Consider the following 25,802-nt stretch of genomic DNA (forward strand, 5'->3'; position numbering starts at 1 on the left):
TCGATTCTACTAGATGGGGCAGATCGACAGGATTGGAAGGGGTCACGCATCTCCGGGAACGATTCATAACTGCATCCGCAAGGGCCCATGAGGGTCCCCGCACGCCGGAGCAGCAGGTAAGGTGGCGTTTTCCCCCGTCAGGCATCTTCATGGCAATTCCCGACCGGTTCAACGCTTTCCGCATCCACCAGGACGATACCGGCTACCACGCCGGGCTGGAACCGATCGGCCTGGACCAGCTCAACCCCGGCGAGGTGGTCCTCCGCGCGCAGTGGTCCTCGGTCAACTATAAAGATGCGTTGGCCGGCACCGGCAAGGGCAAGATCCTGCGGCGCTTCCCGCTGGTCGGTGGTATCGACGTGGCCGGCACCGTGGTCGCTTCGACCGACCCGGCGTACCGCGAAGGCGATGCGGTGCTCGCCACCGGGTGCGGGCTGAGCGAGACCCGCGATGGCGGCTACAGTCCGTATGTGCGTCTGGCCGCCAGTGCGGTGATCCCCCAGCCGGCTGGGCTGAGCCCGCGCGAGGCGATGATCCTGGGCACGGCCGGCTTCACCGCGGCGCTGGCCCTGGTGCGGATGCTGGACAACCGGCAGACCCCCGCCCACGGGCCGCTGGCAGTGACCGGCGCCACCGGCGGGGTCGGCTCGCTGGCGGTGGATATCTTCACCCGGGCCGGTTTCGAGGTGCATGCGATCAGCGGCAAGGCCGACCAGGCTGGCTATCTGCGGGGCCTGGGGGCCCGCGAGGTTCTTCCGCGTGAGGTGCTGGCGACCTCCCGACCGCTGGAATCAGCGCGCTTCGGCGGCGGGCTGGACAATGCCGGCGGCGCGATGCTGACCAGCCTGCTGGCGCAGACCGTGCCCTACGGTTCGGTGGTCAGTGCCGGTCTCGCCGCCAGCCCGGCGCTGGACATGACCGTAATGCCCTTCATCATCCGCGGCGTGTCGCTGCTGGGCGTTTCGTCCTCCAGCGCACCGCGTGATCTTCGCGAAGCGGTCTGGGACAAGCTGGGCGGCGCGTGGAAGCCGGCGCATCTGGAGACGATCTGCACCGGCGAGGTCGGGCTGGATGGCCTGCCCGCGGCGTTCGACACCCTGCTCGCGGGTGGCAACCACGGCCGCACGGTGGTACGAATCGACTGAGCGTGGCAGCCGGGCGACGGACGGCACGCCCGGCGCTTCACGACAATGCGAGGCCCGCACTACACTGCGGGCATCACACGGGGAACACCATGGCACGCATTCTGATCGTCGACGATTCACCGTCGCAGCTGTTGGGGATACAGCGGATCGTCGAAAAACTCGGGCACCAGATCCTGACCGCCACCGATGGCGCCGCCGGGGTGGAAACGGCCAAGGCCGAGCTGCCCGATCTGGTGCTGATGGACGTGGTCATGCCCAACCTCAATGGCTTCCAGGCGACCCGCACGCTGGCACGCGACGCGGCGACCAAGCACATCCCGGTGATCCTGGTGACCACCAAGGACCAGGACACCGACCGCATGTGGGGCATGCGCCAGGGCGCCAAGGCCTATATCACCAAGCCGTTTTCCGAAGACGAGCTGTCCGAGGTGCTGGAGCGCGTTTTCAGCCACCAGGAACCGCCGACGGCGTGAGCTGATGGCACGGTGAGCCGACCAACGGTCGGCTTCTACCGCGAAGGCAATCGCGTCCGCCCCGCTAGACACCGACCGTTGGTCAGTGCGCAACGATGACCCGGACGCCGCGCACCACCTGCCTCAGACCTTCTCGCCGAATGCCTTGGCCAGCGTCTTGTACGCTTTCTTCTGCGCCTCATCGGTGGGCGCCGGCGCAATGATCTCCAGCTCCACGATCTGATCGCCATCCGGGTTGCCCGGCAGGCCGCGGCCACGCAGGCGCAGCTTGCGGCCGGCATCGGACTCGGCCGGCACCTTCAGCTCCACCGCACCACCCAGGGTCGGCACGCTGATGCTGGTGCCCAGCGCGGCCTGCCACGGGGTCACCTGCAGGGTGTACAGAATGTTGCGGCCATCCACCTCGAACTGCGGGTGCTCGGCGTATTCCACTTCCAGCAGCAGGTTGCCGCCACCGGTGCCCTGCCCGCCCAGCCGGATCACCTGGCCCGGGCGGATGCCCTTGGGCACGCGCACATCCAGCTGCCTGCCGCCCACGTTGATGCGCAGGCTGTCGCCCTGGTAGGCGGCCTCCAACGGCACCGACAGCTTGGCACGGGTATCGCGGGTCGGCTGCGGGCCCTGGCTGGCGCCGCCGAAGCCACTGGCGCGGCCACCGCCACCGCCGCGCTGGCGCGCGAACAGGCTCTCGAAGAAATCGCTGAAGCCGCCGCCACCGGCGCCGCCCCCGAACACCTCTTCGAAGTCATAGCCCTGGCCACCGCCGTAGTTCGGCGGGGTATGGAACTCCTCGCCGGGCCGGTAGCCCTGCGCCTTGAGCTGGTCATAGGCCGCGCGCTTCTGCGGATCGCGCAGCGCCTCGTAAGCCTCGTTGACCGCCTTGAATTTGTCCTCGGCCCCGGCTTCCTTGCTCACATCCGGGTGGTACTTGCGCGCCAGCCGGCGGTAAGCGGTCTTGATCTCAGCATCGCCCGCGGTGGGTTCCACCCCGAGCGTGGCGTAGTAATCCTTGAATTCCATCCAAACACCTCGACTAAGTTCGGCCACCCGCGTGGGCGGGCGCCGTCCGCGCAATTCTAGCCGCTGCGGACCGGCCCACCGTGACGCCGGGCGCGAATGATCCTGCGCAATGCGGCGGACATGACGGACGGCTACGCTGCCCCCGTGGCCCGCCGTTCCCGCCACAGATGGGTCTGCACGGCGGCTTTTCAACGTGTTGACATGGTCATCCCATGCCCCTCACTACCCTGCCTGTGTCCAAGGAGTCCGCATGACCATCCACGTTGGCGACCGCATTCCCGAAGTCACCCTCAAGCGCATCCGCGAGGGCATGGAGACCATCGATACCCATGCCCTGTTCGATTCGCGCAAAGCGGTGCTGTTCGGCGTGCCCGGCGCATTCACCCCGACCTGTTCGGCCCGGCACTTGCCCGGCTTCATCGAGCAGTTCCCCGAATTCCGCCACCGCGGGATCGAAGTGTTCTGCATGGCGGTCAACGACCCGTTCGTGATGAAGGCCTGGGGCGAGAGCCAGCAGGTGCCCGACGGCCTGCAGCTGCTGTCTGACGGCAATGGGGAGTTCACCCGTGCGCTGGGCCTGGAAATGGATGCCAGCAGCTCGGGCATGGGCATCCGCTCGCGCCGCTTCGCGCTGTATGTCGAAGACGGTGTCGTGCGCGAGACCTTCATCGAGGAACCCGGAAAATTCGAGGTGTCTTCGGCGCAGTACGTGCTGGAGCATCTCCCCCGCTAGACCCACGCAACAGAGGAACCCGGCCAGCCATGTCAAAGCCAGCCAAGAACACCCCCAACACCGCCCCGGACAACGCCCGCCCGCCGGGCATCAGCGACACCGCCACCCTGCGGGCCAAGGCCCGCAAGGACATCGAAGACGGCGCCATCACCGACAGTTACAGCGCCGACCGCGAAGCGGTGATCAAGCTGCTCAACGATGCGCTCGCCACCGAGTACGTGTGCGTGCTGCGCTACTACCGCCATTACTTCATGGCCAAGGGCATGCTCGCCGATTCGATCAAGGCCGAGTTCCTGGAACACGCACAGCAGGAACAGGCGCACGCCGGCAAGCTGGCCGAACGCATCGTGCAGCTGGGCGGCGAGCCGGACCTCAATCCGGACACACTCACCGCGCGCTCGCATGCCGAGTACAAGGAAGGCAGCGACCTGCGCGACATGGTCCGCGAGAACCTGATTGCCGAGCGCATCGCGATCGACAGCTACCGCGAGATGATCAACTTCGTGGGCGACAAGGACACCACGACCAAGCGCATCCTCGAGGAGATCCTGGCGCAGGAAGAGGAACACGCCGACGAATTCGCCGATCTGCTGGATGGCTGGATCGGGGAGTAATGTTGGACGGTAGTGCCGGCCCGTGGCCGGCACTGCCAGACCCTGTGCACCGCATGATCAGCGCAGGATCCGGAACCGCACCTGCGTCCAGGCACCGTCAGCAGCGAGTGCGGTCAACGTGTGCTCACCCACCTCATCAAAATCGCGTTGGAACAGTCGCGCCCCTTCGGTGCGGGCAATCCAGCGGTCATCCAGCAACCAATCCACCGTTGATTCGTTGCCCAGTGCACGCAGTTGCAGGCGCACGCCGTGCTCGGCATTCGGTGCGCGTGCGAGGGTGGCGCGGTCGTTGAGCCCCTCGATATGCAGGGTGCCGCCACTCTCGCGGCCGTCGGCGCTGCAGTCCGGGGACAACGCAGGCAACTGCGAGGCCTGGCGCTGGGCCTGGGGCAACCAAGGCGACAACAGCGCTGGCCAGCGCGCGATCTCACGCGGCTCCGCCGCATGCGGCCGGCTGCACTCCGGCGACAGCCGCAGCCCCGTGCGCGCATCCACCTGGAAACGCTGCAGCCCCGGCTGCCACAGCCGCGCCTCGCGTTCGGCGAAGGTCGGCGGCACGACCCCGTCCAGCACGAAGGCCGGCATCCGGCGTTGGCACAGGGGCGCTGCGGTCTGCTCTACCAAGCCGCCGGTCGGCCAGCAGATCTCGGCCTGCGCCACGCTCGCCGGCATCGGCGCCGCACTGGCATCGCCGGCCTGGCGCGGCAGACTGTCGATCACTTCGAACATCAGCGGCAGGGCGGTCACCGCACCGTATTGGCCGGGCAGCGGCGTGCCATCCGGGCGCCCCACCCACACGCCTACCGTGTAATGGCGCGTCGTGCCGATCGCCCAGGCATCGCGGTAGCCGTAACTGGTGCCGGTCTTCCAGGCCACACGTGGGCGGCCGGTGACATCGAAGGTGCCGGTGCCGTAGCCCGGGCGTGGATTGGACTCGAGTACCTCGCGGGTGATCCACGCCGCACCGGGGGACATCAGACGCCGCTCGATCACCGCATCCTCGGCGGTGTAACGCACCCGCCCGGCGATGCCGTTACGGTTGAACGCGGCGAAGGTGCCGACCAGATCCTCCAGCCGCGCACCGGTGCCGCCGAGAATCAGCGAGAGATTGGGCGCACTGCCATGCGGAAAGCGCAGGTTGATGCCGGCATGCGACAGGCGTGCGGCGAAACGCGCCGAGCCGACCCGATCCAGCAGGTCCACCGCCGGCACGTTGAGCGACAACCGCAGGGCCGTGGCGGCACTGACCGGCCCATTGAATGCCGCATCGAAGTTGCCCGGCCGGTAGCCACCGAAGCTCTGCGGCGCATCCAACATCAGGCTTTCCGAATGGATCAGGCCATCATCCAGCGCCATGCCATACAGGAACGGCTTGAGCGTGGAACCCGGTGAGCGCCACGCCTGCACCATGTCCACATGGCCGAGCCGCTGCTTGTCGCCGAACGCCACCGAACCGACGTAGGCGCGTGCCTCCAGCGTGCGGTTGTCCACCACCAGCAATGCCGCCGAGGTGCGCTCGGGCAGCTGCGAAAAGTAGGACGACACACGCTCTTCCAGCGTGCGCTGCAGGCCGATATCCAGCGTGCTTTCGATCCGCGCCGCCCGCGGCTGTGCCGAGCGCAGCCGCTGGGCGAGCAGCGCCGCATGCAGCGGGGGCTGCAGCGCGCGCGTGACCACCGGCTCGATGCGCGCATCGTCGACCTCCTCGCGTGACCACACACCGAGTGACACCATCCGCTCGAGCACCTTGTCGCGCGCCCGCTGTGCCGCCTCCGGGTGGCGATCCGGGCGCAACCGGCTGGGCGACTGCGGCAGCACCGCCAGCAACGCCGCCTCGGCATGCGACAACTGCGAGGCCGGCTTGCCCAGATAGGCCCAGCTCGCCGCCTCCACGCCTTCAATGGTGCCGCCATACGGTGCGCGTTCCAGGTACAGGCCGAGGATCTGCGCCTTGCTCAGGTGCAGTTCCAGCTGCACCGCGCGCAGCAGCTGCTTGGCTTTGCCCCACGGCGTGCGCGTATGCGGATCAAGGATCCGCGCCACCTGCATGGTCAGCGTCGAACCGCCGGAGACAATCCGTTGTTCGAACAGCCATTGCTTGCCGGCCCGCAACAGGCCCCACGGGTTGATGCCGGGATGCCGCCAGAACCAGCGGTCTTCGTAGTTCAGCAGTGCCTGCAGATACAGCGGCGAGACGCTGTCGGCCGAGGCCGGGTAGCGCCACACCCCGTCGGCATCGGCGAAGGCGCGCAGTGGCGTGCCATCGCGCGCGACCACCAGGGTGCTGGTGTCGCGCTGCCTGGGCAGCGGTGGCGGGAACGCGAGGTCCAGCGCCAGCAGCAACGCGAGCACCGCAGCCGTGCCCCATCGCAGGGACGGCAGCACGCCGCGCAGCACCGACGCCCACCACCGCTTGGAAAAAAGAGACGTCATGTCGATTCAGCAGCGAGGCAGGCAGGCCGTCACCGGGACGGCCCGCCCTGCGATCAGGGCTGCACCACGGTCAGCGACGCCGGGAGGCTGCGCCCCACCCCGCGCAGGTCGGGACGGTACATGTCCTCCACCAGCGGCGGTGGCACGCGGTAGGTGCCCGGCGTGACCGCACGCACCAGATAGAACACCTTGGCAGTGCTGCCACGCGAGAGTTTCAGCGCGGCCACGTAGCGGTCGTCGCGGAACTCCTCGTGCTTGATGTTGGCCGCATCGCCACGATCGTTGACGCTCAATCCGTCGACCACCACATCGGCCCACTGCTTGGCATCGCCCAGGTTGAAGTTCTCGATCTCCAGCCCGGCCGGCAGCAGATCGGTCAGCAGTGCATCGGGCATGTCCACGTTCGGGGTGACGCTGACCCGCACGATCAGGGCCTCGCCTTCCTTCAGCGGACGCGGCGTCCACGGCTTGCCATCAGTGGTGTACCAGCTGCGCTCCACGCCGAGCGTTCGGCTGTCCGGTTCCGGCGGGTTGCGCGGAATGCCGGCCACTTCCAGGCTGGCGAACATCGGCGGCTCCCCCTGCGGGGTGAAGCGCACACCCTTGGCCAGCGCGGCGTAGTCGAAGCTGCGGCCGAACATGCGCCGTGCCGGGATGGTCTCGCTCTCGCCACCCACCACCAGTTCGCCGGAGACCAGTTTCTTCTGGTTGGCCGACAACGCCTTGCCCATGCGGGCCAGCGCCACCTGCTCCTGGGTGCTCAGCCACATCCAGCCACTGTTGCGGCGGGCATCCAGCGCGCGGCCGAGATCGACCGCGCGTGCATCGTAGGCCGGCTTGGACAACTTGCGCTCGTGCAGCAGCGCGATCATCAGCGCGTCATCGCGCACCGCGCTGCCGTAATCGCCGAAGTATGCCGGACGGTCAGCCGCGCTCTTGGCAAAGCCGGCGGCAATGGCCGCATCGCCGCGCTTGTGATCGCCCTGCAGCGACAGCGCGATGCCCAGGTGCACCAGCGACAGGCCGGTCAGCGACTTGCTGCGCTCGTTGTCGTACAGCGCACGCAGGGTACCCAGTGGCGCGCGGTTGACGCGCGCCAGCACGTAGCCCGAATAGGCCTGGTTGGCGAATTTCAGGTTCTCGCGGCGGTCCTCACCATAGAACTGGTTGCCACCGGACAGCAGGTCTTCACTCAGGCGGTTCAGCGCTTTCTGCAGCACGTTGTCCGGCACGGCGAAGCCGGCGTCCTTGGCGTCGAGCAGGAACTCGGCGATGTACGGCGTCAGCCAGGGATTGATGTAGCCGTCGTCGCCCCACATCGAGAAGTTGCCGTTGGCCACCTGCATCGAGGCCAGGCGGCCGAAGGCACCTTCCATGCGCTCGCGGCGGGTCTTGGCATCCAGCCCGTCCGCACCGAGCATGGCCGAGGTCGCCTCATCCAGCATCAGCGCGGCGTAACCCTTGCTGGTGGTCTGCTCGGCGCAGCCATAGGGATAGTTGAGCGCGCCGTTCAAGGCACTGGCGAACGGAATCGGCGGCAGCGCGCTGACCAGCATGCGTGCGGTCACCGAGTCGTTCATCAGGCCATCGGCCAGCCCGGCCTCCAACGTCACCGCGGCCAGCAGATCCAGTGTGCGGGTCTGCGCGCGCAGCACCTGCGGCCACGCCGCGCGCACCGGCAGGTCATAGCGGCGATCAACCTTGAAGCCGTTGCCGTCCACGCGCACGCGCACCTTGGCCACGGTGTAGCCCTCGCGCGCGGTCAGCGGGAAGCTCAGCGTGCTCTTGGCATCCGCGTTGAGCTTGAGTGTGCGGCTGGATTCGCCCAGGGTCAGCGGCCCGATACCATCGACCTGCACCTTGAACTCGCCCGGCGTGCCGGTGAAGTTCTGCACGTCCAAGGTCACGGTGCTGGTATCGCCGGGCGCCATCACGCGCGGCATGCTGGCTTCGGCCAGGATCGGCGCGCGCACCACGGTCTCCACATCACGCTTGCCGTACTGGTCATCGGCGTAGACCAGCGCCGAGACGCGCAGCGTGCCGTTGAAATCCGGCACCTTCAACGCGATCCGCGCAATGCCCTTGGCATCGAGCTTCACCGGGCCGGAGAACAGGTCCACCGTCTGCACGCGCGCGGTCGGGCGCTTGGCCTGCGGCATCGCCGCCAGCGCCATGTCGCCACCGAACTTCAGCTTGCCGCTGCTGCCGTCGAAGCTCTCGATCACGCGGCTGTAGATGTCATACGCATCCACACCCAGGCGACGCTGCGCGAAGAAGTGCGCGGCGGCATCGGGAACCGGGAAGCGGGTGATGTTGAGGATGCCCACATCGACGGCCGAGACGGTCACATGCGCGACCTTGCCGGCCAGCTGCGGGGCACTCACGGTGACCGGCAGCGTCTGCTCCGGGCGCATCTGCTTGGGGGCCACCAGGCCGACCGCGATCTGCCGCGCCTTGCGGTCCATCGGCACATGCACCACGCCGACCGCACGGGCTGGGGTGATCTTGCTCGGGGCACTGCCGCCACGGAACACCAGCGCCGTGATGTAGACGTCGTGACGTTCCCATTCGGCCGTGACCGGAATGTCGTAGGTGCTGCCCGGCTTGGCGTCGATATCCTGGACGTAGAGCATCTTGTCGCTCTCGACCATCAGCACGCCCTTGCCGGCATGCGGCGGGGTCACGGTGACGCGCACGGTATCGCCGGCTTTGTAGCCGGTCTTGTCCAGCGCCAGCTTGACCTTGTCCGGGCGTGCATCCAGGCCGCGGTTGTCGTCGTTCCAGCTCCAGCCGGCGTTGAAGGGATAGCGGCTGGTCAGCCCGGTGGCCGGATCGAACACGTCCAGCCGGTACTCGCCCCACTCCACCGGGAAATCAACGCCGACCGCCGCACTGCCGGCATCGACGGTGCGGGTGTCCTTGTTCTCGAAGCGGCGGGTGAAGTCGTAATCCCAGCGGTTGTCGTTGAAGGTCCAGTGGTAATCGCGCAGCTCGCGCACCAGCGTGACCTTCAGGCCCTTGGCCGGCTGCGGCTTGCCCGCCGCGTCCACGCGCATCAGTTCGAATCGCGCGTTGCTGTTGGCATCGGCGCCGTCCTTGGGATCGAACAGCGGGCGCACACCGACCAGCGCCGCGGCCGGCCACATCACCCGCTTCAGCGTGCGGGTCACGGTGCGCCCACCGGTTTCATACACGCTGCCGGACAGCACCACGGCGATCGGTGCGGTCGGCTTCACTTCCGCCGGCAGCTCCACGTCCTGGCGCAGCTTGCCGTCGGCCGGGAATTCGGTGTCGATGACGTCGCGCGCCTCGCGCGGCAGCGCGGTGGTCGGGTCACCGAAGAAGTACCCCGGCAGCGACTCGACCGGCGACTGCTCAGCCGCTACGGCCAATCGCGCGGTGAAGCGGTTGCCGTCGGCCGGCGCACCGTACAGATACGCCGCATCGGCCTGCAGCTTGAGCGGCTCGCCCGGCTTGAGCGTCTTCTGCGCGCTGTCCAGGTCCAGCTTCATGCGCTCGGGCAGGAACTCCTCGATGCGCAGGGTCATGCCCTGGATCGCTTCCTTGCTGGCCGGATTGGTGCGGAACTCCACCTGCCAGCGCCCGGTCGGGGCCTCGGCCGGGATCAGCTGCTCGAAGCTGAAGTAGCCCTGCTCACCGGGGGTCAGGCGGGTCTCGCGGAAGGTCTTGCCGTCGGGCTGCTTCAGGCGCAGGAAGACGGGCTGTGGCTTCACCGGCTTGCCGTCGTTGTCGCGCAGCAGGGCCGAGATGCGCACGGTCTCGCCGGGGCGGTACAGGTCGCGGCCCGACCAGGTGAACACGTCGAACCAGGCGTTGTCGCGCCCGGCCACGGCGAACTCGCTCAGGTCCAGCGCGGGCTGGTTGAACGGCAGCATGGAAGTATCGCCGCCACTGCTGGCGATCAGCACATGGCTGGCATCGAGGGTGTAATTGAGCAGCGCATTGCCGTTGCCATCGGTCGCGCCCTTGAGCACCACCTCACCCTTGCCATCCAGGATGCGCAGCTCGATCTTCTTCAGCGACGCCCCGCTCTGCAGCGAGGCGGTGTGCACGAACAGCGTGTCCTTGTAGGCGCGCGTATGCAGGCCGATGTCGCTGACGGTGAAGAAGGCGGTGTCGTACTCGCCTTCGAACGAGCCGCTGCGCTTCATCACCGCGAAATACAGGCCGGGCTGCTGCAGCTCCTTGATGTCCTGCGTCGGCAGGTAGGTGAGCACGCGCTCGTTCTGCTTGCCGCCGATCACGAAGCGGTTGACGTACACCGGCTCGGCCAACTGCGACATCGGCGTCTTGTCGCCGTACTCGCTCTCCAGCTCCCAGCTGCCGCGGCGGCCGCCGCGCTGGTACTGGCTGAAGAAGTTCGGCAGTTCCTTCTCGCGCACGCGCAGGAACTCCACGTCCACTTCCGGCACGTTGACCGACACCACCGGCAGGCCACGGCTGTCCTTGGACGGCAGCACGCTGCCCTGCGAGGCGAACCCGGCCACCGGCTTGAGCTCGCCGGTGAAGACCTTCTGGCGCAGCTCCTTGCCGATCCGGCTGCCATCGGCGGCGAGCAGGTCGGGCGAGACGATCAGGGAGTATTCCTTGGCCGCCTCCACGAACGGATAGCGCAGGGTCTTGCCGTCATCGGACAGCGACCAGCTGCTGTCCTCGGTGCCGACCTTCTCGGCAAAGCGGACCAGCGCGTCGAAATCCTGGGTGCCGACCAGCGGGCGTGAGAACTCCAGCGCCAGCGACAAGCCGTCGCTCTTCTGATCCGGGTAGGCCCGGACCAGGGTGAACTCGGTGACCGCCTCGGCCTTGGCCGTGATCGGCGCGCCGGACGGTGCGGGCAGCTGGCCGCTGTCGTTGCGCTTGCAACCCCCGACGCCGATGGCCAGGCCGGCGACCAGCGCCAGGCCCGCGATTCCCTTCCAGCTCCACTGCCCGAACCGACTGCGGCTAGCCATGACGTCACTCCTTGAACAAGGCGGCCAGTATACGGGCCGTCCCCGCTTGTTCGCGGGCGACCCCGGGCGTCATGGGCGTCATGGGCGTCATGGGTGACCGGCAGGGCCACCGCCAAGGGCAGCCGACCAACGGTCGGCTTCTACCCGGCGACGTAGAGGTCGACGTACTCGTGCACCGGCATCGCTTCCAGCGCGACCGGGTCCAGCGACGACTCCAGGATCCGGCGCTGCTGCACGGTCGGGAACACCCCGGCCAGGTGACGGCGGAATTTGTCCTCCAGCAGCGGGATGCCCTCGGCCCGGCGCCGGGCGTGGCCCAGCGGGTACTCGACCACGGCCTCCATCGTGCTGCCATCGGCGAAGGTCACATGCAGCGCGTTGGCGATGCTGCGCTTGTCCGGGTCCAGGTAGTCGGCCGTGAACTGCGGCGCTTCCACGCAGGTGATCTTCGCCCGCAGCGGATCGATGCGCGGATCGGCCGCCACGTCATCCTCGTAGTCCTCGGCAACCAGCCGGCCGAAGATCAGGCCGATCGCCACCATGTACTGCACGCAGTGATCGCGGTCGGCCGGGTTATGCAGCGGACCGGGTTTGTCGATGATGCGCAGGCAGGCCTGCTGGGTGCGCAGGGTGATCTGCGCGATGTCTTCGCTGCGTTTGCCGCTGGCGCGCATCTGCGCGTGCACCTGCATCGCCGCTTCGACCGCGGTCTGGCCATGGAACTCGGCCGGATAGCTGATCTTGAACAGCACGTTCTCCATCACGTAGCTGCCGTACGGCCGCTGGAAGCGGAACGGCTGCCCGCCGAAGGAGACATCGTAGAAGCCCCAGGTCGGCGCGGTCAGCGCGCTGGGATAGCCCATCTCCCCGGCCGCGGCCATCAGCGACAGGCGCACCGCACGGCTGGTGGCATCACCCGCCGCCCAGCTCTTGCGCGAGCCGGTGTTGGGCGCGTGCCGGTAGGTGCGCAGCGACTGTCCATCCACCCAGGCCAGCGACAAGGCATTGAGCATGCGCTCGCGATCCAGCCCGAGCATGTGCGACACCACCGCCGTGGAGGCGACCTTGACCAGCACCACGTGGTCCAACCCGACCCGGTTGAAGGCATTCTCCAGCGCCAGGCAGCCCTGGATTTCATGCGCCTTGACCATCGCCTCCAGCACATCGCGCATGGTCAGCGGTGCCCGCCGCAGCGCCTCGGCATTGCGGCTGAGCCAATCGGCGGTGGCGAGGATGCCACCGAGGTTATCGGACGGATGCCCCCACTCCGCCGCCAGCCAGGTGTCGTTGAAATCCAGCCAGCGGATCATCGCGCCGATGTTGAACGCGCCCTGCACCGGATCAAGCTCGAAGCGCGTCCCTGGCACCCGCGCGCCGTTGATCACCTGCATGCCGGGTACCAGCGGCCCGAGCAGCTTGCTGCAGGCCGGGAACGAAAGCGCCGCCAACCCGCAGCCCAGCGTATCGATCAAGCAGTGCCGCGCGGTGGTGTACGACAGCGGCGAGCTGACCTGGTAATCGCGGACGTAATCGACGATGTCGGTCAGGACCGTGTCCCAGGCGGGGCGCTGGTTGCTGTGGCTGTCATGACCGGACATCGCGATTCTCCTGTTAGGCGTTACAACGTGGTGGCAGGCACCCGTACCGCACCGTCCATCAATACGCGGGCACTGCGGCTCATGATGGCCTTGGTGACCGTCCACTGACCGTCAACACGTGCCGCCTGCGCGCCCACGCGCAGCGTGCCGGAGGGATGACCGAAGTTCACCGATTCACGCTCACCGCCACCGGCGGCCAGGTTCACCAGCGTGCCCGGGATGGCGGCGGCGGTGCCGATGGCGACCGCGGCGGTGCCCATCATCGCGTGGTGCAGCTTGCCCATGGACAGCGCGCGCGCGTGCAGATCGATATCCCCGGCGGCGATCTGCTTGCCGCTGGAGGACACGTAGTCCTGCGCGGGGGCGACGAAGGCGACCTTGGGCGTGTGCTGGCGGGTCGCGGCCTGTTCAATGGTCTCGATCAGCCCCATGCGCACCGCGCCGTGCGCGCGGATCGCTTCGAAACGCGCCAGGGCCACCTTGTCCTCGTTGATCGCCGGCTGCAGTTCGGTACCGGTGTAGCCCAGGTCAGCCGCGTTGAGGAAGATGGTCGGAATGCCGGCAGTGATCATCGTGACCTGGAAGCTGCCCACGCCAGGCACGTCGAGCGTGTCGACCAGGTTGCCGGTCGGGAACATCGCCCCACCCTCGCCATCATCGGAGGGATCCAGGAACTCCAGCTGGATCTCCGCGGCCGGGAAGGTCACGCCATCGAGTTCGAAATCGCCGTCCTCCTGCACCTGGCCCTCCACGATCGGCACGTGCGCCAGGATGGTCTTGCCGATGTTGGCCTGCCAGATCCGCACGGTGCACAGGCCGTTGTGCGGAATCCGCGCCGGATCCATCAATCCGTTGCTGATCGCGAACGGGCCCACCGCGGTACTGAGGTTGCCGCAGTTGCCGCTCCAGTCGACAAACGCCGTCTCGATCGCCACCTGGCCGTACAGATAATCCACGTCGTGGTCCGGCACCGACGGCGCGGAGATGATCACGCACTTGCTGGTGCTGGAGGTCGCGCCGCCCATGCCATCGGTGTGCTTGGCATACGGATCAGGCGAGCCGATCACGCGCATCAGCAGCGCATCGCGCGCCGGGCCGGGCACCTGCGCAGCGGCGGGCAGGTCGGTCAGCTTGAAGAACACGCCCTTGCTGGTGCCACCGCGCAGGTAGGTGGCAGGAATGCGGAGCTGGGGGAGATGGGTCATGAAATCATGTCCGTGCAGGATGGATGGGGACGAGCGGATGCTTCATCCGTTTGAATGGCGCTGCGTGCACTGGGGAACGGTCATGGCGTCTGATCCATCAATGCATCCAAACCGCGCGAGGCGTCCCAAACGCGAAGGATGTCAACGCAGTCCGGTAGGTCGAGGTAATAGATCAGATAGCGATCAAAGACGGGCAGCACCGTGAATCGCAGCGGGACCGGCAGTTCCTCGGTGACCCAGGCATGCCGAGCCGATCCGGCCTCAGGAAACGCTGCAATCCGCGCCAACGCGGCATCCACCGTTGCAATGAACCGTTCGCCCAGTGCCAGCCCGCCCTGACGCGCGAACCAGAGCGCAGCCTCGGCCACGTCCCGTTCCGCGCGTGGCCGCCACTCAATCGGCTTCACGGTCCAACCGCTCTACCAGATCCTGGCGCATCCGTTCGAAGGTCGCCGGGGTGACCGGAACACTTGGGCCAGACGCCAGGCCCTCCGCAATCAACCGGCGCAGCAGCTCTTCGGCTTTTTGCCGCTGGCGCTGGCGGATCAGGTCGCGCACGTAATCGGACGTACTGGAGTACCCGCCCTGGGTAACTTCCTCATCGACAAACTGCTTGAGCGGATCGGTGAGCGAGATGTTCATCGTGGCCATGATCAGACCTCTTTGGCAATTTTTGCCATAAAAGTGTGCACCTACCTTTCATTGATCGCAACTCCGCCTCGTTCATCCCGCCGATCTACTCTTTCCGCCCCCCGTGCTGCGACGCTCCCAGCGAAACAGCCACAGAATGGCCAGCTTGGTGCTGCCGCTGACCACAGCCAGCAGCAGCAGCGGCCAGCCCAGGCGCAGCCCCATGGCGAAGGCGAACACTATGGTGGAGATGTCCATCAGCAGGATCAGCTGGCTCATCCGCAGCGACACCGCGCCGGTGCGGCCGGAGCGCCAGATCAGCAGGATCTGGTGCGCATAGCCCTGTGCCAGCAGCACGGTAATGGCCACGATCATCGCCGAGGCGAGCACGCGCCCCTCATCCACGTGACGCTGCCCCCAGACCAGCCCAGCCAGCGCACAGAGCAGCGCGAGGCAAGCCAGCGCCAGCCCAATGGTGGCCGCGCGGCTGCGCCGGTCCATCCAGATCTCGCGCAGGATCAGCAGCACAAGTACCGAGGCAAGCAGGCGCGGCCAGACAATGAAATGGTTGAACGGCTGGATCGAGTAGCCGTAGACGAAGAACGACAGGTACGCGAGGAAACTCACCGTGAACTGGTTGATCGACAGGATGTCGGTGGCGATTGCGCCCGGCGTCCCGCTCGCGCGGCGCCGCCATACCTTGCGCAGCTGGGCCCACACACCCACCAGGCTGAGCAGGATGAAGGCGGTATTGATCGCGCCCGCCACCGTGTAAAACATGTCGCCGCCTGTCCTGGTTGTTGTGGAACCTTCGCGCCGATGGCCCCATGCCAGCGACGCGCCAGGCCCGCACCTCGCGGGCGGGCCTGGCATAGCGTCACATCGCCTGCGCCGATTCCAGGAAGTCCTGCGCGAACCGCTGCAGCACGCCACCGGCCTCGTAGATCGAGACCTCTTCAGCGGTATCCAGCCGGCAGGTGACCGGCACCCGCAGCTGTTCACCATTGCGGCGATGGATGACCAGGGTCAGCTCGGCACGCGGCACACGCTCGCCCAGCACGTCGAAGGTTTCGGTGCCATCGATGCCCAGGGTCTTGCGGTTGACGCCTTCCTTGAACTCCAGCGGCAGCACGCCCATGCCGATCAGATTGGTGCGATGGATGCGCTCGAAGCCTTCGGCGGCGATGGCCTCCACCCCGGCCAGACGCACGCCCTTGGCGGCCCAGTCACGCGAGCTGCCCTGGCCGTAATCGGCACCGGCGATGATGATCAGCGGCTGCTTGCGGCCCATGTAGGTTTCGATCGCTTCCCACATGCGGGTGACCTGGCCTTCCGGCTCCACGCGCGCCAGCGAGCCCTGCGTGACCTGGCCATCGACCACGGCCATTTCGTTGATCAGCTTCGGGTTGGCAAACGTCGCACGCTGCGCGGTGAGGTGGTCGCCGCGGTGGGTCGCGTAGGAATTGAAGTCTTCCTCGGGCAGGCCCATCTTGGCCAGGTACTCGCCGGCCGCGCTGCTGGCCATGATCGCGTTGGACGGCGACAGGTGATCGGTGGTGATGTTGTCGCCGAGCACGGCCAGCGGGCGCATGCCGGTCAGGCTGCGGGCACCGGCCAGCGCGCCTTCCCAGTAAGGCGGGCGGCGGATGTAGGTGCTCTGCGGGCGCCAATCGTACAGCGGGCTGATCGGGGCGCCGTGCTCCACCTTGAAGGTGAACATCGGGTCGTAGACCTTGCGGAACTGCTCCGGCTTGACGCTGGCCTTGACCACCGCATCGATCTCGGCATCGCTCGGCCACAGATCCTTCAGCGTGATCGGATTGCCGTCGGCATCATGGCCGAGCGCATCCTTTTCGATATCGAAACGCACCGTACCGGCGATCGCGTACGCGACCACCAGCGGCGGCGAGGCCAGGAAGGCCTGCTTGGCGTAGGGGTGGATGCGGCCGTCGAAGTTGCGGTTGCCCGAGAGCACGGCGGTGGCATACAGGTCGCGATCGATCACTTCCTGCTGGATCTTCGGGTCCAGCGCGCCGCTCATGCCGTTGCAGGTGGTGCAGGCGAAGGCGACGATGCCAAAGCCCATCTGCTCCAGCTCGGTCAGCAGGCCGGCTTCTTCCAGATACAGCTGCACGGCCTTGGAACCAGGCGCCAGCGAGCTCTTCACCCACGGCTTGCGGGTCAGGCCGGCGCGGTTGGCGTTGCGCGCCAGCAAAGCCGCGGAAATCACGTTGCGCGGGTTGCTGGTGTTGGTGCAGCTGGTGATCGCGGCGATGATCACCGCGCCATCGGGCATCAGGCCATCGGCCTGTTCCTGCTTGCCCGAGGCCAGCTTGCCTTCATCGGCGATGCCGCGCGCAGCCAGATCGGTCGTCGCCACACGCTTGTGCGGGTTGGACGGGCCGGCCATGTTGCGCACCACGGTGGACAGGTCGAACTGCAGCACGCGCTCGTACTGTGCGGTGACCAGATCGTCAGCCCACAGGCCGGTGGCCTTGGCGTAGGTTTCCACCAGCGCGACCTGCGCATCCTCGCGGCCGGTCAGGCGCAGGTAGTCCAGGGTCTGCTGGTCGATGTAGAACATCGCCGCGGTGGCGCCGAACTCCGGCGTCATGTTGGAAATGGTGGCGCGGTCGCCGATGGTCAGCGCATTGGCGCCCTCCCCGTAGAACTCGATCCACGCACCGACCACGCGCTCCTTGCGCAGGAACTCGGTCAGCGCCAGCACCACGTCGGTGCAGGTGATGCCCGGCTGCGGGCGGCCGGTCAGCTCCACGCCGATGATGTCGGGCAGGCGCATCCAGGAGGCGCGGCCGAGCATCACGCTCTCCGCTTCCAGGCCACCCACGCCGATCGCGATCACGCCCAGCGCGTCCACATGCGGGGTATGGCTGTCGGTGCCCACGCAGGTATCCGGGAAGGCCACGCCATCGCGCACCTGCACGACCGGCGACATCTTCTCCAGGTTGATCTGGTGCATGATCCCGTTGCCCGGCGGAATCACGTCAACGTTCTTGAAGGCCTTCTTGGTCCAATTGATGAAGTGGAACCGGTCTTCATTGCGGCGGTCCTCGACGGCGCGGTTCTTCTCGAACGCAGCCTTGTCGAAGCCGGGGAATTCCACCGCCAGCGAGTGATCCACGATCAGCTGGGTCGGCACCACCGGATTGATCTGCGCCGGGTCACCGCCGGCGTCGGCGATGGCATCGCGCAGGCCGGCCAGATCGACCAGGGCGGTCTGGCCGAGAATGTCATGGCACACCACGCGGGCCGGGAACCACGGGAAATCCAGGTCCTGGCGGCGCTCGATCAACTGGCGAAGCGAGGCCTCCAGCGTGGCCGGATCGCAGCGGCGAACCAGGTTTTCGGCCAGCACGCGCGAGGTGTACGGCAGCGTGGCATAGGCACCGGGCTGCAACGCGTCGATCGCGGCACGGGTATCGAAATAGTCCAGCGCGGTGCCGGGGAGGTTCTTGCGGTACTGAGTATTCATGGCTGGCGATAGCTGCTTGTTGGCGGGCCGGGGCGTCGTGACACCGGCGAAGAAGGAGTAGCGACGCCGCAACGGAGCAGACCGGCATCGCGCCGGCCTGGTCCGCAAAGCACCCGCGAACGGGTGCGGTACGTCTGTCTTACTTGCGCTGGTCGATCGGCACGAAGGCCTGGTCTTCCGGGCCGGTGTAGTTCGCACTCGGGCGGATGATCTTGCCGTCGATGCGCTGCTCGATGATGTGCGCGCTCCAGCCGGAGGTGCGGGCGATCACGAACAACGGGGTGAACATGGCCGTCGGCACGCCCATCATGTGGTAGCTGACCGCGCTGAACCAATCCAGGTTCGGGAACATCTTCTTGATGTCCCACATCACCGACTCCAGACGCTCGGCGATGTCGTACATCTTGACGTTCTGCTGCTCGGCGGACAGGTCGCGTGCGACCTCTTTGATGATGTTGTTGCGCGGATCGCTGACGGTGTAGACCGGGTGGCCGAAACCGATGACGACTTCCTTGCGCTCCACGCGGGCCTTGATGTCGGCCTCGGCATCGTCCGGGCTGTCGTAGCGCTTCTGCACTTCGAAGGCCACTTCATTGGCGCCGCCGTGCTTGGGACCGCGCAGGGCACCGATGCCGCCGGTGATCGCGCTGTACATGTCGCTACCGGTGCCGGCGATGACGCGGCAGGCGAAGGTCGAGGCGTTGAACTCGTGCTCGGCGTACAGGATCAGCGAGGTATGCATCGCCTTCACCCACGAATCCTGCGGCTTCTCGCCGTGCAGCAGGTGCAGGAAATGGCCACCGATGGAGTCGTCGTCGGTCTCCACGTCGATCGCGCGGCCGTTGTGGCTCCAGTGGTACCAGTACAGCAGCATCGAGCCCAGGCAGGCCATCAGCTTGTCGGCGATGTCGCGCGCGCCCGGATGGTTGTGGTCGTCCTTCTCCGGCGACACGCAGCCGAGCACGGATACGCCGGTGCGCATCACGTCCATCGGGTGCGCCGACGGCGGCAGTTCTTCCAGCGCGGCCTTGACCGCGGCCGGGATGCCACGCAGCGACTTCAGCTTGGTCTTGTAGGCCACCAGCTCGGCGCGGGTCGGCAGCTTGCCGTGGACCAGCAGATGCGCGATTTCCTCGAACTCGCTGGTGTTGGCCAGATCGGCGATGTCATACCCGCGGTAATGCAGGTCGTTGCCGCTGCGGCCGACGGTGCACAGCGCGGTGTTGCCGGCAGCGGTGCCCGACAGGGCGACGGATTTCTTCGGCTTGAAGCCGGGGGCGGTAGTGGTGTCGCTCATGATCCCTCCAGAAAACAGTGTGCGGTCTTACTTCTTGGCGGCGAACAACGCATCGAGCTGCTGCTCGAAGGCGTGGTAACCGATACGGTCGTAGAGTTCCTCGCGGGTCTGCATCGCCTCCACCACATTACGCTGGTGGCCCTCGCGGCGGATGGTCTCATACACGTTCTCTGCCGCCTTGTTGGCAGCGCGGAACGCGGACAGCGGGAACAGCTGGATGGCGACGCCGGCCGAGGCCAGCTCATCGCGGCTGAACAGCGGCGTGGCGCCGAACTCGGTGATGTTGGCCAGCACCGGCACCTTCACCGCATCGACGAAGCGGCGGTAGGTCTCCAGATCGTAGGCGGCCTCGGCGAAGATGCCGTCGGCACCGGCCTCGACGCAGGCGATGGCACGTTCGATCGCCGCATCCACGCCATCGACCTGGATGGCATCGGTGCGCGCGATCAGGAAGAAGTCCGGATCGGTCTTGGCATCGGCAGCGGCCTTGACCCGGTCCACCATCTCACCCTGCGACACGATCTCCTTGCCCGGGCGGTGACCGCAGCGCTTGGCGCCGACCTGGTCTTCGATATGGCAGGCGGCCGCGCCGGCCTTGATCAGCGATTTGACCGTACGCGCGATATTGAACGCGCTCGGGCCGAACCCGGTGTCGATATCCACCATCAGTGGCAGGTCGCACACATCGGTGATGCGGCGCACGTCGATCAGCACGTCTTCCAGGGTGTTGATGCCCAGGTCCGGCAGGCCCAGCGAGCCGGCCGCGACGCCGCCGCCGGAGAGGTAGATCGCCCGATAGCCGGCGCGCTTGGCCAGCAGCGCGTGGTTGGCGTTGATCGCGCCGATCACCTGCAACGGCGATTCGGCGGCCAGTGCGGCGCGGAAACGGGCGCCAGCGGAGGATACAGGGGTGCTCATGCGGCATTCCATCGTGATTGACCTGTCGATAAGCGCAAGGGCCGTGCCAGCTGGCAAGTATCTGATTTCATTGAGGCAGCGCGATGACCGAAGCGTTTCACCTTGAAACATTGAAACATCTGTAACATGGCTGGAACTGAACCATCGAAACATGCCCATGTCGATCAGCCTGCCCCGACACCGTTCCCGCCTGTCCGATCCGGATGCCGGCCAACTGCCCGTGATCTGGACGGTCAGCGTGTCGCGCCTGACCGGCCTGCTCGGCGATGTGATTCCGGAGTTCGACCGCCGCGCCCGCATCGTGCCGATCAATCTCGGCTTCGAGGAGGCGGTGGATGTGATCGGCCAACGCCTGCGGCGCGAACACTGCGACGTGGTCATCGCCGGGGGCTCCAATGCGGCCTACCTGCGCAGCCGGCTGGAGGTACCGCTGGTGCCGATCCAGGCCAACGGCTTCGACCTGATGGAAGCGCTGGCACGCGCACGCCGGATCGCGCCGCGGATCGGCCTGGTCACGCATGCCACCGATGTGCCGACCTTCGGCAGCTTCCAGCACAGCTTCGGGCTGGACATCGAGCACCGCCGCTTCGTGACCCGTGAGGATGCGCGCGACTGCATCGCCGATCTGCGTGCCAACGGTATCGAGGTGATCGTCGGCACCGGCATGGCGATCGACCATGCCGAGCAGGTCGGCCTGCCCGGCGTGCTGCTCTACTCGGCCGATTCGGTGCGGCAAGCGTTCGAACATGCCTTGGAGCTGACCCAGACCCTGGCTCGTTCCGGGGCATCGTCACTGCGGCGGCGGGTACCGGCCAAGCGCCGGGATGCGGATCACGCCCTGCTCGGCGACAGCGCGCCGATGCAGCAGGTGCGCGAACACATCGCGCTGTATGCCCCGTACGACAGCACCGTGCTGGTGACCGGCGTGACCGGCACCGGCAAGGAGCTGGTGGCGCGGCAACTGCATAGCGCCAGTGGCCGCCGGGGTCGTTTCGTCGCGCTGAACTGCGGGGCGATCAGCGAGTCACTGCTGGAAGCCGAGCTGTTCGGTTACACCGAAGGCGCGTTCACCGGCGCACGTCGTGGCGGCCGTGTCGGTCTGGTCGAAGCCGCCGAGGGCGGCACGCTGTTCCTCGATGAAATCGGCGAACTGCCGCTGCCGTTGCAGACCCGGCTGCTGCGGGTACTGGAAGAGCGCGAAGTGCTGCGCGTCGGCGCCACCGAGCCGACGCCGGTTGACGTACGCGTGGTCGCGGCCACGCTGCAGACGCTGGAATCGCTGGTGGACGCGCAGCGCTTCCGCCGCGATCTGTATTACCGCCTGGCCGCGCTGCGCATCGCGCTGCCGACGCTGCACGACCGGCGCGAGGATGTCCCCTTGCTGGTGAACCACTTCTTCCGGCAGCTGGCAGCTACGGATTCGCCCCTCTCGCCCGAGGCGCTCGCACGGCTGCGCGACTACGCCTGGCCGGGCAATGTGCGCGAACTGCGCAACATGGTCGACCGACTGCGCATCCACTGGCAGCAGCAGCCGGGTGCGCTGTCGCTGCCGCAGATGCTGCAGTGGTTGCCGGAGCTGCATGCGGTGCAGCGCCCACGGGTGCTGGCAGGCGCCGGCGCCCCGACAGCGCTCAGCGCTGCCTCGCCGGCGCGACCGGATGCGGCCGCGCTGCAGCAGTTGCTGACCGACTGCGGCGGCAACCGCGAGCAGGCCTGCGCGCAGCTGGGGGTCTCACGAACGACGTTGTGGCGTTGGCTGCGCGAGGCAACACCTGCCTAGATCAGGGAAACAGCATCCGCCTGCTCCACTGCCCGTCCGCGCCGATCTCGTAGCACCAGCGCTCATGCAGGCGGAACTGCGCGCCGTACCAGAACTCGATCCGCTGCGGCACCACGCGCAGCCCGCTCCAACCGTCCGGGCGCGGCACATCGCGGCCCTCGAAGCTGGCTTCCGTGGTGGCCACGCGCGCGTCGAATTCCTCGCGCGAGGCCAGTGTCTTCGACTGCAGCGACGCCCACGCACCGATCTGGCTCATGCGCGGCCGCGAGGCGAAATACGCATCGGCCTCGGCATCGCTGACCTGCTCCACGCGGCCTTGGATACGCACCTGGATGCCGGCGTCGCGCAGACTGCGCCACAGGAACAGCAGCGCCGCCTGCGGATTGGCCTGCAGCTCACGGCCCTTGTGACTGTCCAGGTGGGTGTAGAACACGAAGCCGCGCTCGTCGAACGCCTTCAACAACACCGTCCGCGCGGAGGGCTGGCCGCTCTGGTCGGCCGTGGCGATGGTCATCGCATTCGGTTCGACTTCGCGGCTTCCCTTGGCTTCTTCGAACAGCCCGGCAAAGGTGGACAACGCTTCGGCATACAGATCGGTCATGGCGGTTTTCTTGTCACGCGGTTTGGGTTTATTGTCGCTGCATGCCTGCACCTGCGTACATGCCCCCGACGAAAGGTTTTCCGGATGCACTGGTCGCGCAGGCGCTGGATGACGCCCTGAACTGCGGCGCGGCCATCCCAGTATTGGCGATCAGCGGCCTGCAGGGGAGCGGCAAATCGACGCTGGCGGCCCAGGTGGTCGCATTGGCGGCATCGCGCGGCCTGCGTGCGGCCATGCTCTCCATCGACGATGTGTACCTCACCCGTGTCCAGCGCCAACGTCTGGCGCGGCAGGTGCACCCGCTGCTGCTGACCCGCGGCCCGCCGGGCACGCACGATCTGGCCTTGGCCCATGCCACCTTGGACGCCGTTGCGGCCGGCGGCCCGGTCGCCCTGCCCCGCTTCGACAAACTCGCCGACGAGCGCCTGCCCGAACAGGACTGGCCGCGCATCGACGGGCCACTCGATCTGCTGGTGTTCGAAGGGTGGTTCCTCGGAACCCCCGCACAGGACGAAACCGATCTGGACCCACCGCTCAACGCCCTTGAGCGCGAGGCCGATGCGGATGGCCGCTGGCGCCGCTGGTGCAATCACGCCCTCGCCACTGACTACCCCGCGCTGTGGCAGCGCTGCGACCGGCTGTGGTTCCTGCAGCCGCCGGATTTCTCGGTGATCCCGCGCTGGCGCTGGCAGCAGGAGCAGAACCTGCAGGCGGCCCAGCCCGACCGCAGCAGCATGAGCCGCGCCCAGCTGGAGCGCTTCGTGCAGTACTACGAACGGGTCAGCCGCCAGGCACTGCGTACCTTGCCCGCGTTGGCAGACACCGTGATTGCGCTGGACGAGCAGCGCCGGATCATTCCGACGCGCTGACCACGGCCACCAGAGGGCGCGCGGGAATCAACCGACCAGGAAGGTCACCCGCAGATTCACCCGCCATTCGGTGATATTGCCCTCGCCATCGGTCACCACCTTGGTTTCATTGATCCAGGCGCCCTGGATGCCTTTGACCGTCTCGGCCACCTTCTTCAGGCCACTGCGTACGGCGTCTTCCACGCTGGTCTTGGAGGACGCATTGATCTCGATGATTTTGGCGACGGACATGGGGCGCTCCGGTGGCGCGCGGGACAGTCCGCGCCGGCCCACCATGGGGGCCGGCGCGTAAAGGCGATGGCACGGAGATGTTAGGATCGAGGGTAATGAACCCCGCTCCGAACCTCATCCTGATTGGCCCGATGGGCGCCGGCAAAACCTGCATCGGGCGCCGGCTGGCCGAGCGCTTCACGCTGGATTTCGTGGATGCCGACCAGGCCATCGTGGACAGCACCGGGGCCAGCATTCCGGCGATCTTCGAACACTCCGGCGAAGCCGGCTTCCGCCAGCACGAGCGTCAGGTCCTGCACGCCCTGCTGGACGGCCACGGTCAACTGATCTCCACCGGCGGTGGCGCGGTGCTGGATCCGGACAACCGCGCGACGATCGCCCGCCGCGGTTTCGTGGTCTACCTGCGGGTCAGCGTGCCGGCCCAGCTGGAGCGGCTGGCCCGTGACCGCGGGCGCCCGCTGCTGCAGCGCCCGGACCGCGAACAGGTACTGCACGAGATGGCCGCCGCCCGTGACCCGCTGTACCAGGGCCTGGCCGACCTCACCCTGGATACCGATCTCTACACGCCCGCCGAGGCCACCGCGCAGCTGGTGCTGCGCCTGGCCGCGCAGTGGCAGCGACAGGAAACACCCGAATGACCCCCTCCCCGCGCACCGTTGCCGTCAGCGGCGACACCCCCTACACCATCCACATCGGCCCGGGCCTGCTCGGCCAGGGCGAGCTGCTGGCCCGCCATGTGCGCGGTCGCCATGTGCTGCTGCTCAGCGATTCCTCGGTGGCGCCGCTGTATCTGGCCGGGGTGACATCGGCGCTGCTGGCCGCGCGCCCGGACCTGCTGATCGGTGAGCTGGTGCTGCCGGCCGGCGAAGCCTCCAAGACCTTGGCCCACTTCGGCGATGCGATCACCGCACTGGCCACCCTCGGCGCCACCCGCGATGCCTGCGTGATGGCGCTCGGTGGCGGCGTCGCCGGCGATCTGGCCGGCTTTGCGGCCGCCTGCTGGATGCGCGGTGTCGATTGCGTGCAGTTGCCCACATCGCTGCTGGCGATGGTCGATTCGTCGGTCGGCGGCAAGACCGCGGTGGACATCCCCGAAGGCAAGAACCTGGTCGGCGCGTTCCACCCGCCGCGCGCCGTCATCGCCGATACCGCCGCCCTGCGTACCCTGCCCCCGCGCGAGCTGCGGGCCGGCCTGGCCGAGGTGATCAAGTACGGTGCGATCCGCGACCCGTTGTTCTTCCAGTGGCTGCAGGCCGAACACGCCGCGCTGCTGGCCGGCGATGACACCGCGCTGGCCCAGGCCATCGCGCGCAGCTGCGAGCACAAGGCCGAGATCGTGGCGCGCGATCCGCTGGAAAAAGGCGAGCGCGCCCTGCTCAACCTGGGCCACACCTTCGGCCACGCGATCGAAACCGAACAGGGCTACGGCGCACCCGGCAACGACAACCTCAACCACGGCGAAGCCGTCGCGGTCGGCATGGTCCTGGCCGCGCGCCTGTCGGCCCAGCTGGGCATGAGCGGGGACGCCGACACCAACCAGCTGCGCGAGCTGCTGCTGCGCTACGAACTGCCGGTGGCCATTCCTGCCGGCCTGCAGCCCGAAGCGCTGCTGGCCCGGATGCGGCTGGACAAGAAGAACGTCGCCGGCCGGCTGCGCCTGGTGCTGTGGCGCGGCATCGGCCGGGCCGAAGTGGTCGCCGATGTCGACGAGGCCGACGTGCTGCGCGTGCTCGCCGCCGGCTGAGCCTGCGACGTTCCGCCGCACCTGCCCGTCGCTGACGGCCGCCTG

At 67.4% G+C, this 25,802-nt stretch carries 21 protein-coding genes; 8 read left to right on the top strand and 13 right to left on the bottom strand.

The features are described 5' to 3' along the window. The first annotated feature begins 149 nt into the window (after positions 1-149). Together ACWV8V_RS17430 and pilH are read left to right on the top strand one after the other, a co-directional pair. A complete protein-coding gene (locus ACWV8V_RS17430; RefSeq protein ID WP_455900322.1) occupies positions 150-1,145 on the top strand; it encodes a YhdH/YhfP family quinone oxidoreductase in 996 nt (331 codons plus the stop codon). An 89-nt stretch (positions 1,146-1,234) separates the two neighbouring features. Then, on the top strand, positions 1,235-1,618 hold the full coding sequence (gene pilH / locus ACWV8V_RS17435) for a twitching motility response regulator PilH (protein WP_121038872.1): 384 nt from the start codon (positions 1,235-1,237) through the stop codon (positions 1,616-1,618). 123 nt (positions 1,619-1,741) lie between these two features. On the opposite strand, the gene ACWV8V_RS17440 is transcribed toward pilH, so the two are convergent. Beyond that, positions 1,742-2,638, bottom strand: a complete 897-nt coding sequence (locus ACWV8V_RS17440; RefSeq protein WP_282262356.1) for a DnaJ C-terminal domain-containing protein — start codon at positions 2,636-2,638, stop codon at positions 1,742-1,744. A gap of 250 nt (positions 2,639-2,888) precedes the next feature. Here ACWV8V_RS17440 and ACWV8V_RS17445 point away from each other — a divergent pair, with 250 nt between their 5' ends. After that, on the top strand, positions 2,889-3,371 hold the full coding sequence (locus tag ACWV8V_RS17445; protein ID WP_102788119.1) for a peroxiredoxin: 483 nt from the start codon (positions 2,889-2,891) through the stop codon (positions 3,369-3,371). Positions 3,372-3,400: 29 nt separating this feature from the next. Then, positions 3,401-3,985 (top strand): ferritin-like domain-containing protein, encoded by a 585-nt coding sequence (locus tag ACWV8V_RS17450; protein WP_455900323.1) that lies wholly within the window; start codon positions 3,401-3,403, stop codon positions 3,983-3,985. A gap of 57 nt (positions 3,986-4,042) precedes the next feature. Here the strand turns inward: ACWV8V_RS17450 and pbpC are convergent, their stop codons facing one another. The 10 genes from pbpC to prpB all read right to left on the bottom strand — a co-directional run bounded on the left by pbpC (position 4,043) and on the right by prpB (position 20,532). Beyond that, the gene (gene pbpC / locus ACWV8V_RS17455) at positions 4,043-6,418 is read right to left on the bottom strand and encodes a penicillin-binding protein 1C (RefSeq protein ID WP_455900324.1); all 2,376 of its coding nucleotides are present in this window, start codon (positions 6,416-6,418) and stop codon (positions 4,043-4,045) included. A 53-nt stretch (positions 6,419-6,471) separates the two neighbouring features. Next, complete coding sequence (locus tag ACWV8V_RS17460; RefSeq protein ID WP_455900325.1) at positions 6,472-11,391, bottom strand: alpha-2-macroglobulin family protein; 4,920 nt, start codon at positions 11,389-11,391, stop codon at positions 6,472-6,474. 140 nt (positions 11,392-11,531) lie between these two features. Continuing rightward, on the bottom strand, positions 11,532-12,989 hold the full coding sequence (locus ACWV8V_RS17465) for a bifunctional 2-methylcitrate dehydratase/aconitate hydratase (protein WP_455900326.1): 1,458 nt from the start codon (positions 12,987-12,989) through the stop codon (positions 11,532-11,534). Between the two features lie 20 nt (positions 12,990-13,009). Continuing rightward, the gene (gene prpF, locus ACWV8V_RS17470; RefSeq protein ID WP_259259494.1) at positions 13,010-14,194 is read right to left on the bottom strand and encodes a 2-methylaconitate cis-trans isomerase PrpF; all 1,185 of its coding nucleotides are present in this window, start codon (positions 14,192-14,194) and stop codon (positions 13,010-13,012) included. Between the two features lie 80 nt (positions 14,195-14,274). Beyond that, positions 14,275-14,601 (bottom strand): type II toxin-antitoxin system RelE/ParE family toxin, encoded by a 327-nt coding sequence (locus tag ACWV8V_RS17475; RefSeq protein WP_455900327.1) that lies wholly within the window; start codon positions 14,599-14,601, stop codon positions 14,275-14,277. Further along, entirely contained in the window at positions 14,588-14,845 is a 258-nt protein-coding gene (locus tag ACWV8V_RS17480) for a type II toxin-antitoxin system ParD family antitoxin (protein WP_455900328.1), read from the bottom strand. The genes ACWV8V_RS17475 and ACWV8V_RS17480 overlap by 14 nt, the downstream gene beginning before the upstream one ends. 72 nt (positions 14,846-14,917) lie before the next feature. After that, positions 14,918-15,592 carry a hypothetical protein gene (locus ACWV8V_RS17485; RefSeq protein WP_455900329.1) on the bottom strand — a complete coding sequence of 225 codons (675 nt, stop codon included), beginning with the start codon at positions 15,590-15,592 and terminating at the stop codon, positions 14,918-14,920. A 109-nt stretch (positions 15,593-15,701) separates the two neighbouring features. Further along, positions 15,702-18,317: a Fe/S-dependent 2-methylisocitrate dehydratase AcnD gene (gene acnD, locus ACWV8V_RS17490; protein ID WP_455900330.1), complete on the bottom strand. Its 2,616-nt coding sequence runs from the start codon at positions 18,315-18,317 to the stop codon at positions 15,702-15,704. 139 nt (positions 18,318-18,456) lie between these two features. After that, positions 18,457-19,614, bottom strand: a complete 1,158-nt coding sequence (gene prpC, locus ACWV8V_RS17495; protein ID WP_123730477.1) for a bifunctional 2-methylcitrate synthase/citrate synthase — start codon at positions 19,612-19,614, stop codon at positions 18,457-18,459. Between the two features lie 27 nt (positions 19,615-19,641). Continuing rightward, positions 19,642-20,532, bottom strand: a complete 891-nt coding sequence (gene prpB, locus ACWV8V_RS17500; RefSeq protein ID WP_123730476.1) for a methylisocitrate lyase — start codon at positions 20,530-20,532, stop codon at positions 19,642-19,644. Positions 20,533-20,695: 163 nt separating this feature from the next. Between prpB and prpR the strand changes: the two genes are divergently transcribed. Then, positions 20,696-22,312, top strand: coding sequence for a propionate catabolism operon regulatory protein PrpR (gene prpR, locus ACWV8V_RS17505; protein ID WP_455900434.1), 1,617 nt, complete (start codon positions 20,696-20,698; stop codon positions 22,310-22,312). A gap of 1 nt (position 22,313) precedes the next feature. Here the strand turns inward: prpR and pdxH are convergent, their stop codons facing one another. Then, the gene (gene pdxH, locus ACWV8V_RS17510) at positions 22,314-22,913 is read right to left on the bottom strand and encodes a pyridoxamine 5'-phosphate oxidase (protein WP_455900331.1); all 600 of its coding nucleotides are present in this window, start codon (positions 22,911-22,913) and stop codon (positions 22,314-22,316) included. Between the two features lie 41 nt (positions 22,914-22,954). On the opposite strand from pdxH, the gene ACWV8V_RS17515 reads away from it, so the two are divergent. After that, positions 22,955-23,782, top strand: coding sequence for a kinase (locus ACWV8V_RS17515; protein WP_455900332.1), 828 nt, complete (start codon positions 22,955-22,957; stop codon positions 23,780-23,782). Between the two features lie 27 nt (positions 23,783-23,809). On the opposite strand, the gene ACWV8V_RS17520 is transcribed toward ACWV8V_RS17515, so the two are convergent. Beyond that, complete coding sequence (locus ACWV8V_RS17520; RefSeq protein ID WP_123730473.1) at positions 23,810-24,013, bottom strand: dodecin family protein; 204 nt, start codon at positions 24,011-24,013, stop codon at positions 23,810-23,812. Positions 24,014-24,108: 95 nt separating this feature from the next. Here ACWV8V_RS17520 and ACWV8V_RS17525 point away from each other — a divergent pair, with 95 nt between their 5' ends. Then, the gene (locus tag ACWV8V_RS17525; RefSeq protein WP_455900333.1) at positions 24,109-24,651 is read left to right on the top strand and encodes a shikimate kinase; all 543 of its coding nucleotides are present in this window, start codon (positions 24,109-24,111) and stop codon (positions 24,649-24,651) included. Next, positions 24,648-25,757 carry a 3-dehydroquinate synthase gene (gene aroB, locus ACWV8V_RS17530; RefSeq protein ID WP_455900334.1) on the top strand — a complete coding sequence of 370 codons (1,110 nt, stop codon included), beginning with the start codon at positions 24,648-24,650 and terminating at the stop codon, positions 25,755-25,757. Before ACWV8V_RS17525 ends, aroB begins: the two co-directional genes overlap by 4 nt. Positions 25,758-25,802: the final 45 nt, after the last annotated feature.

It is taken from the genome of Stenotrophomonas sp. Ker107b, from assembly GCF_053847245.1.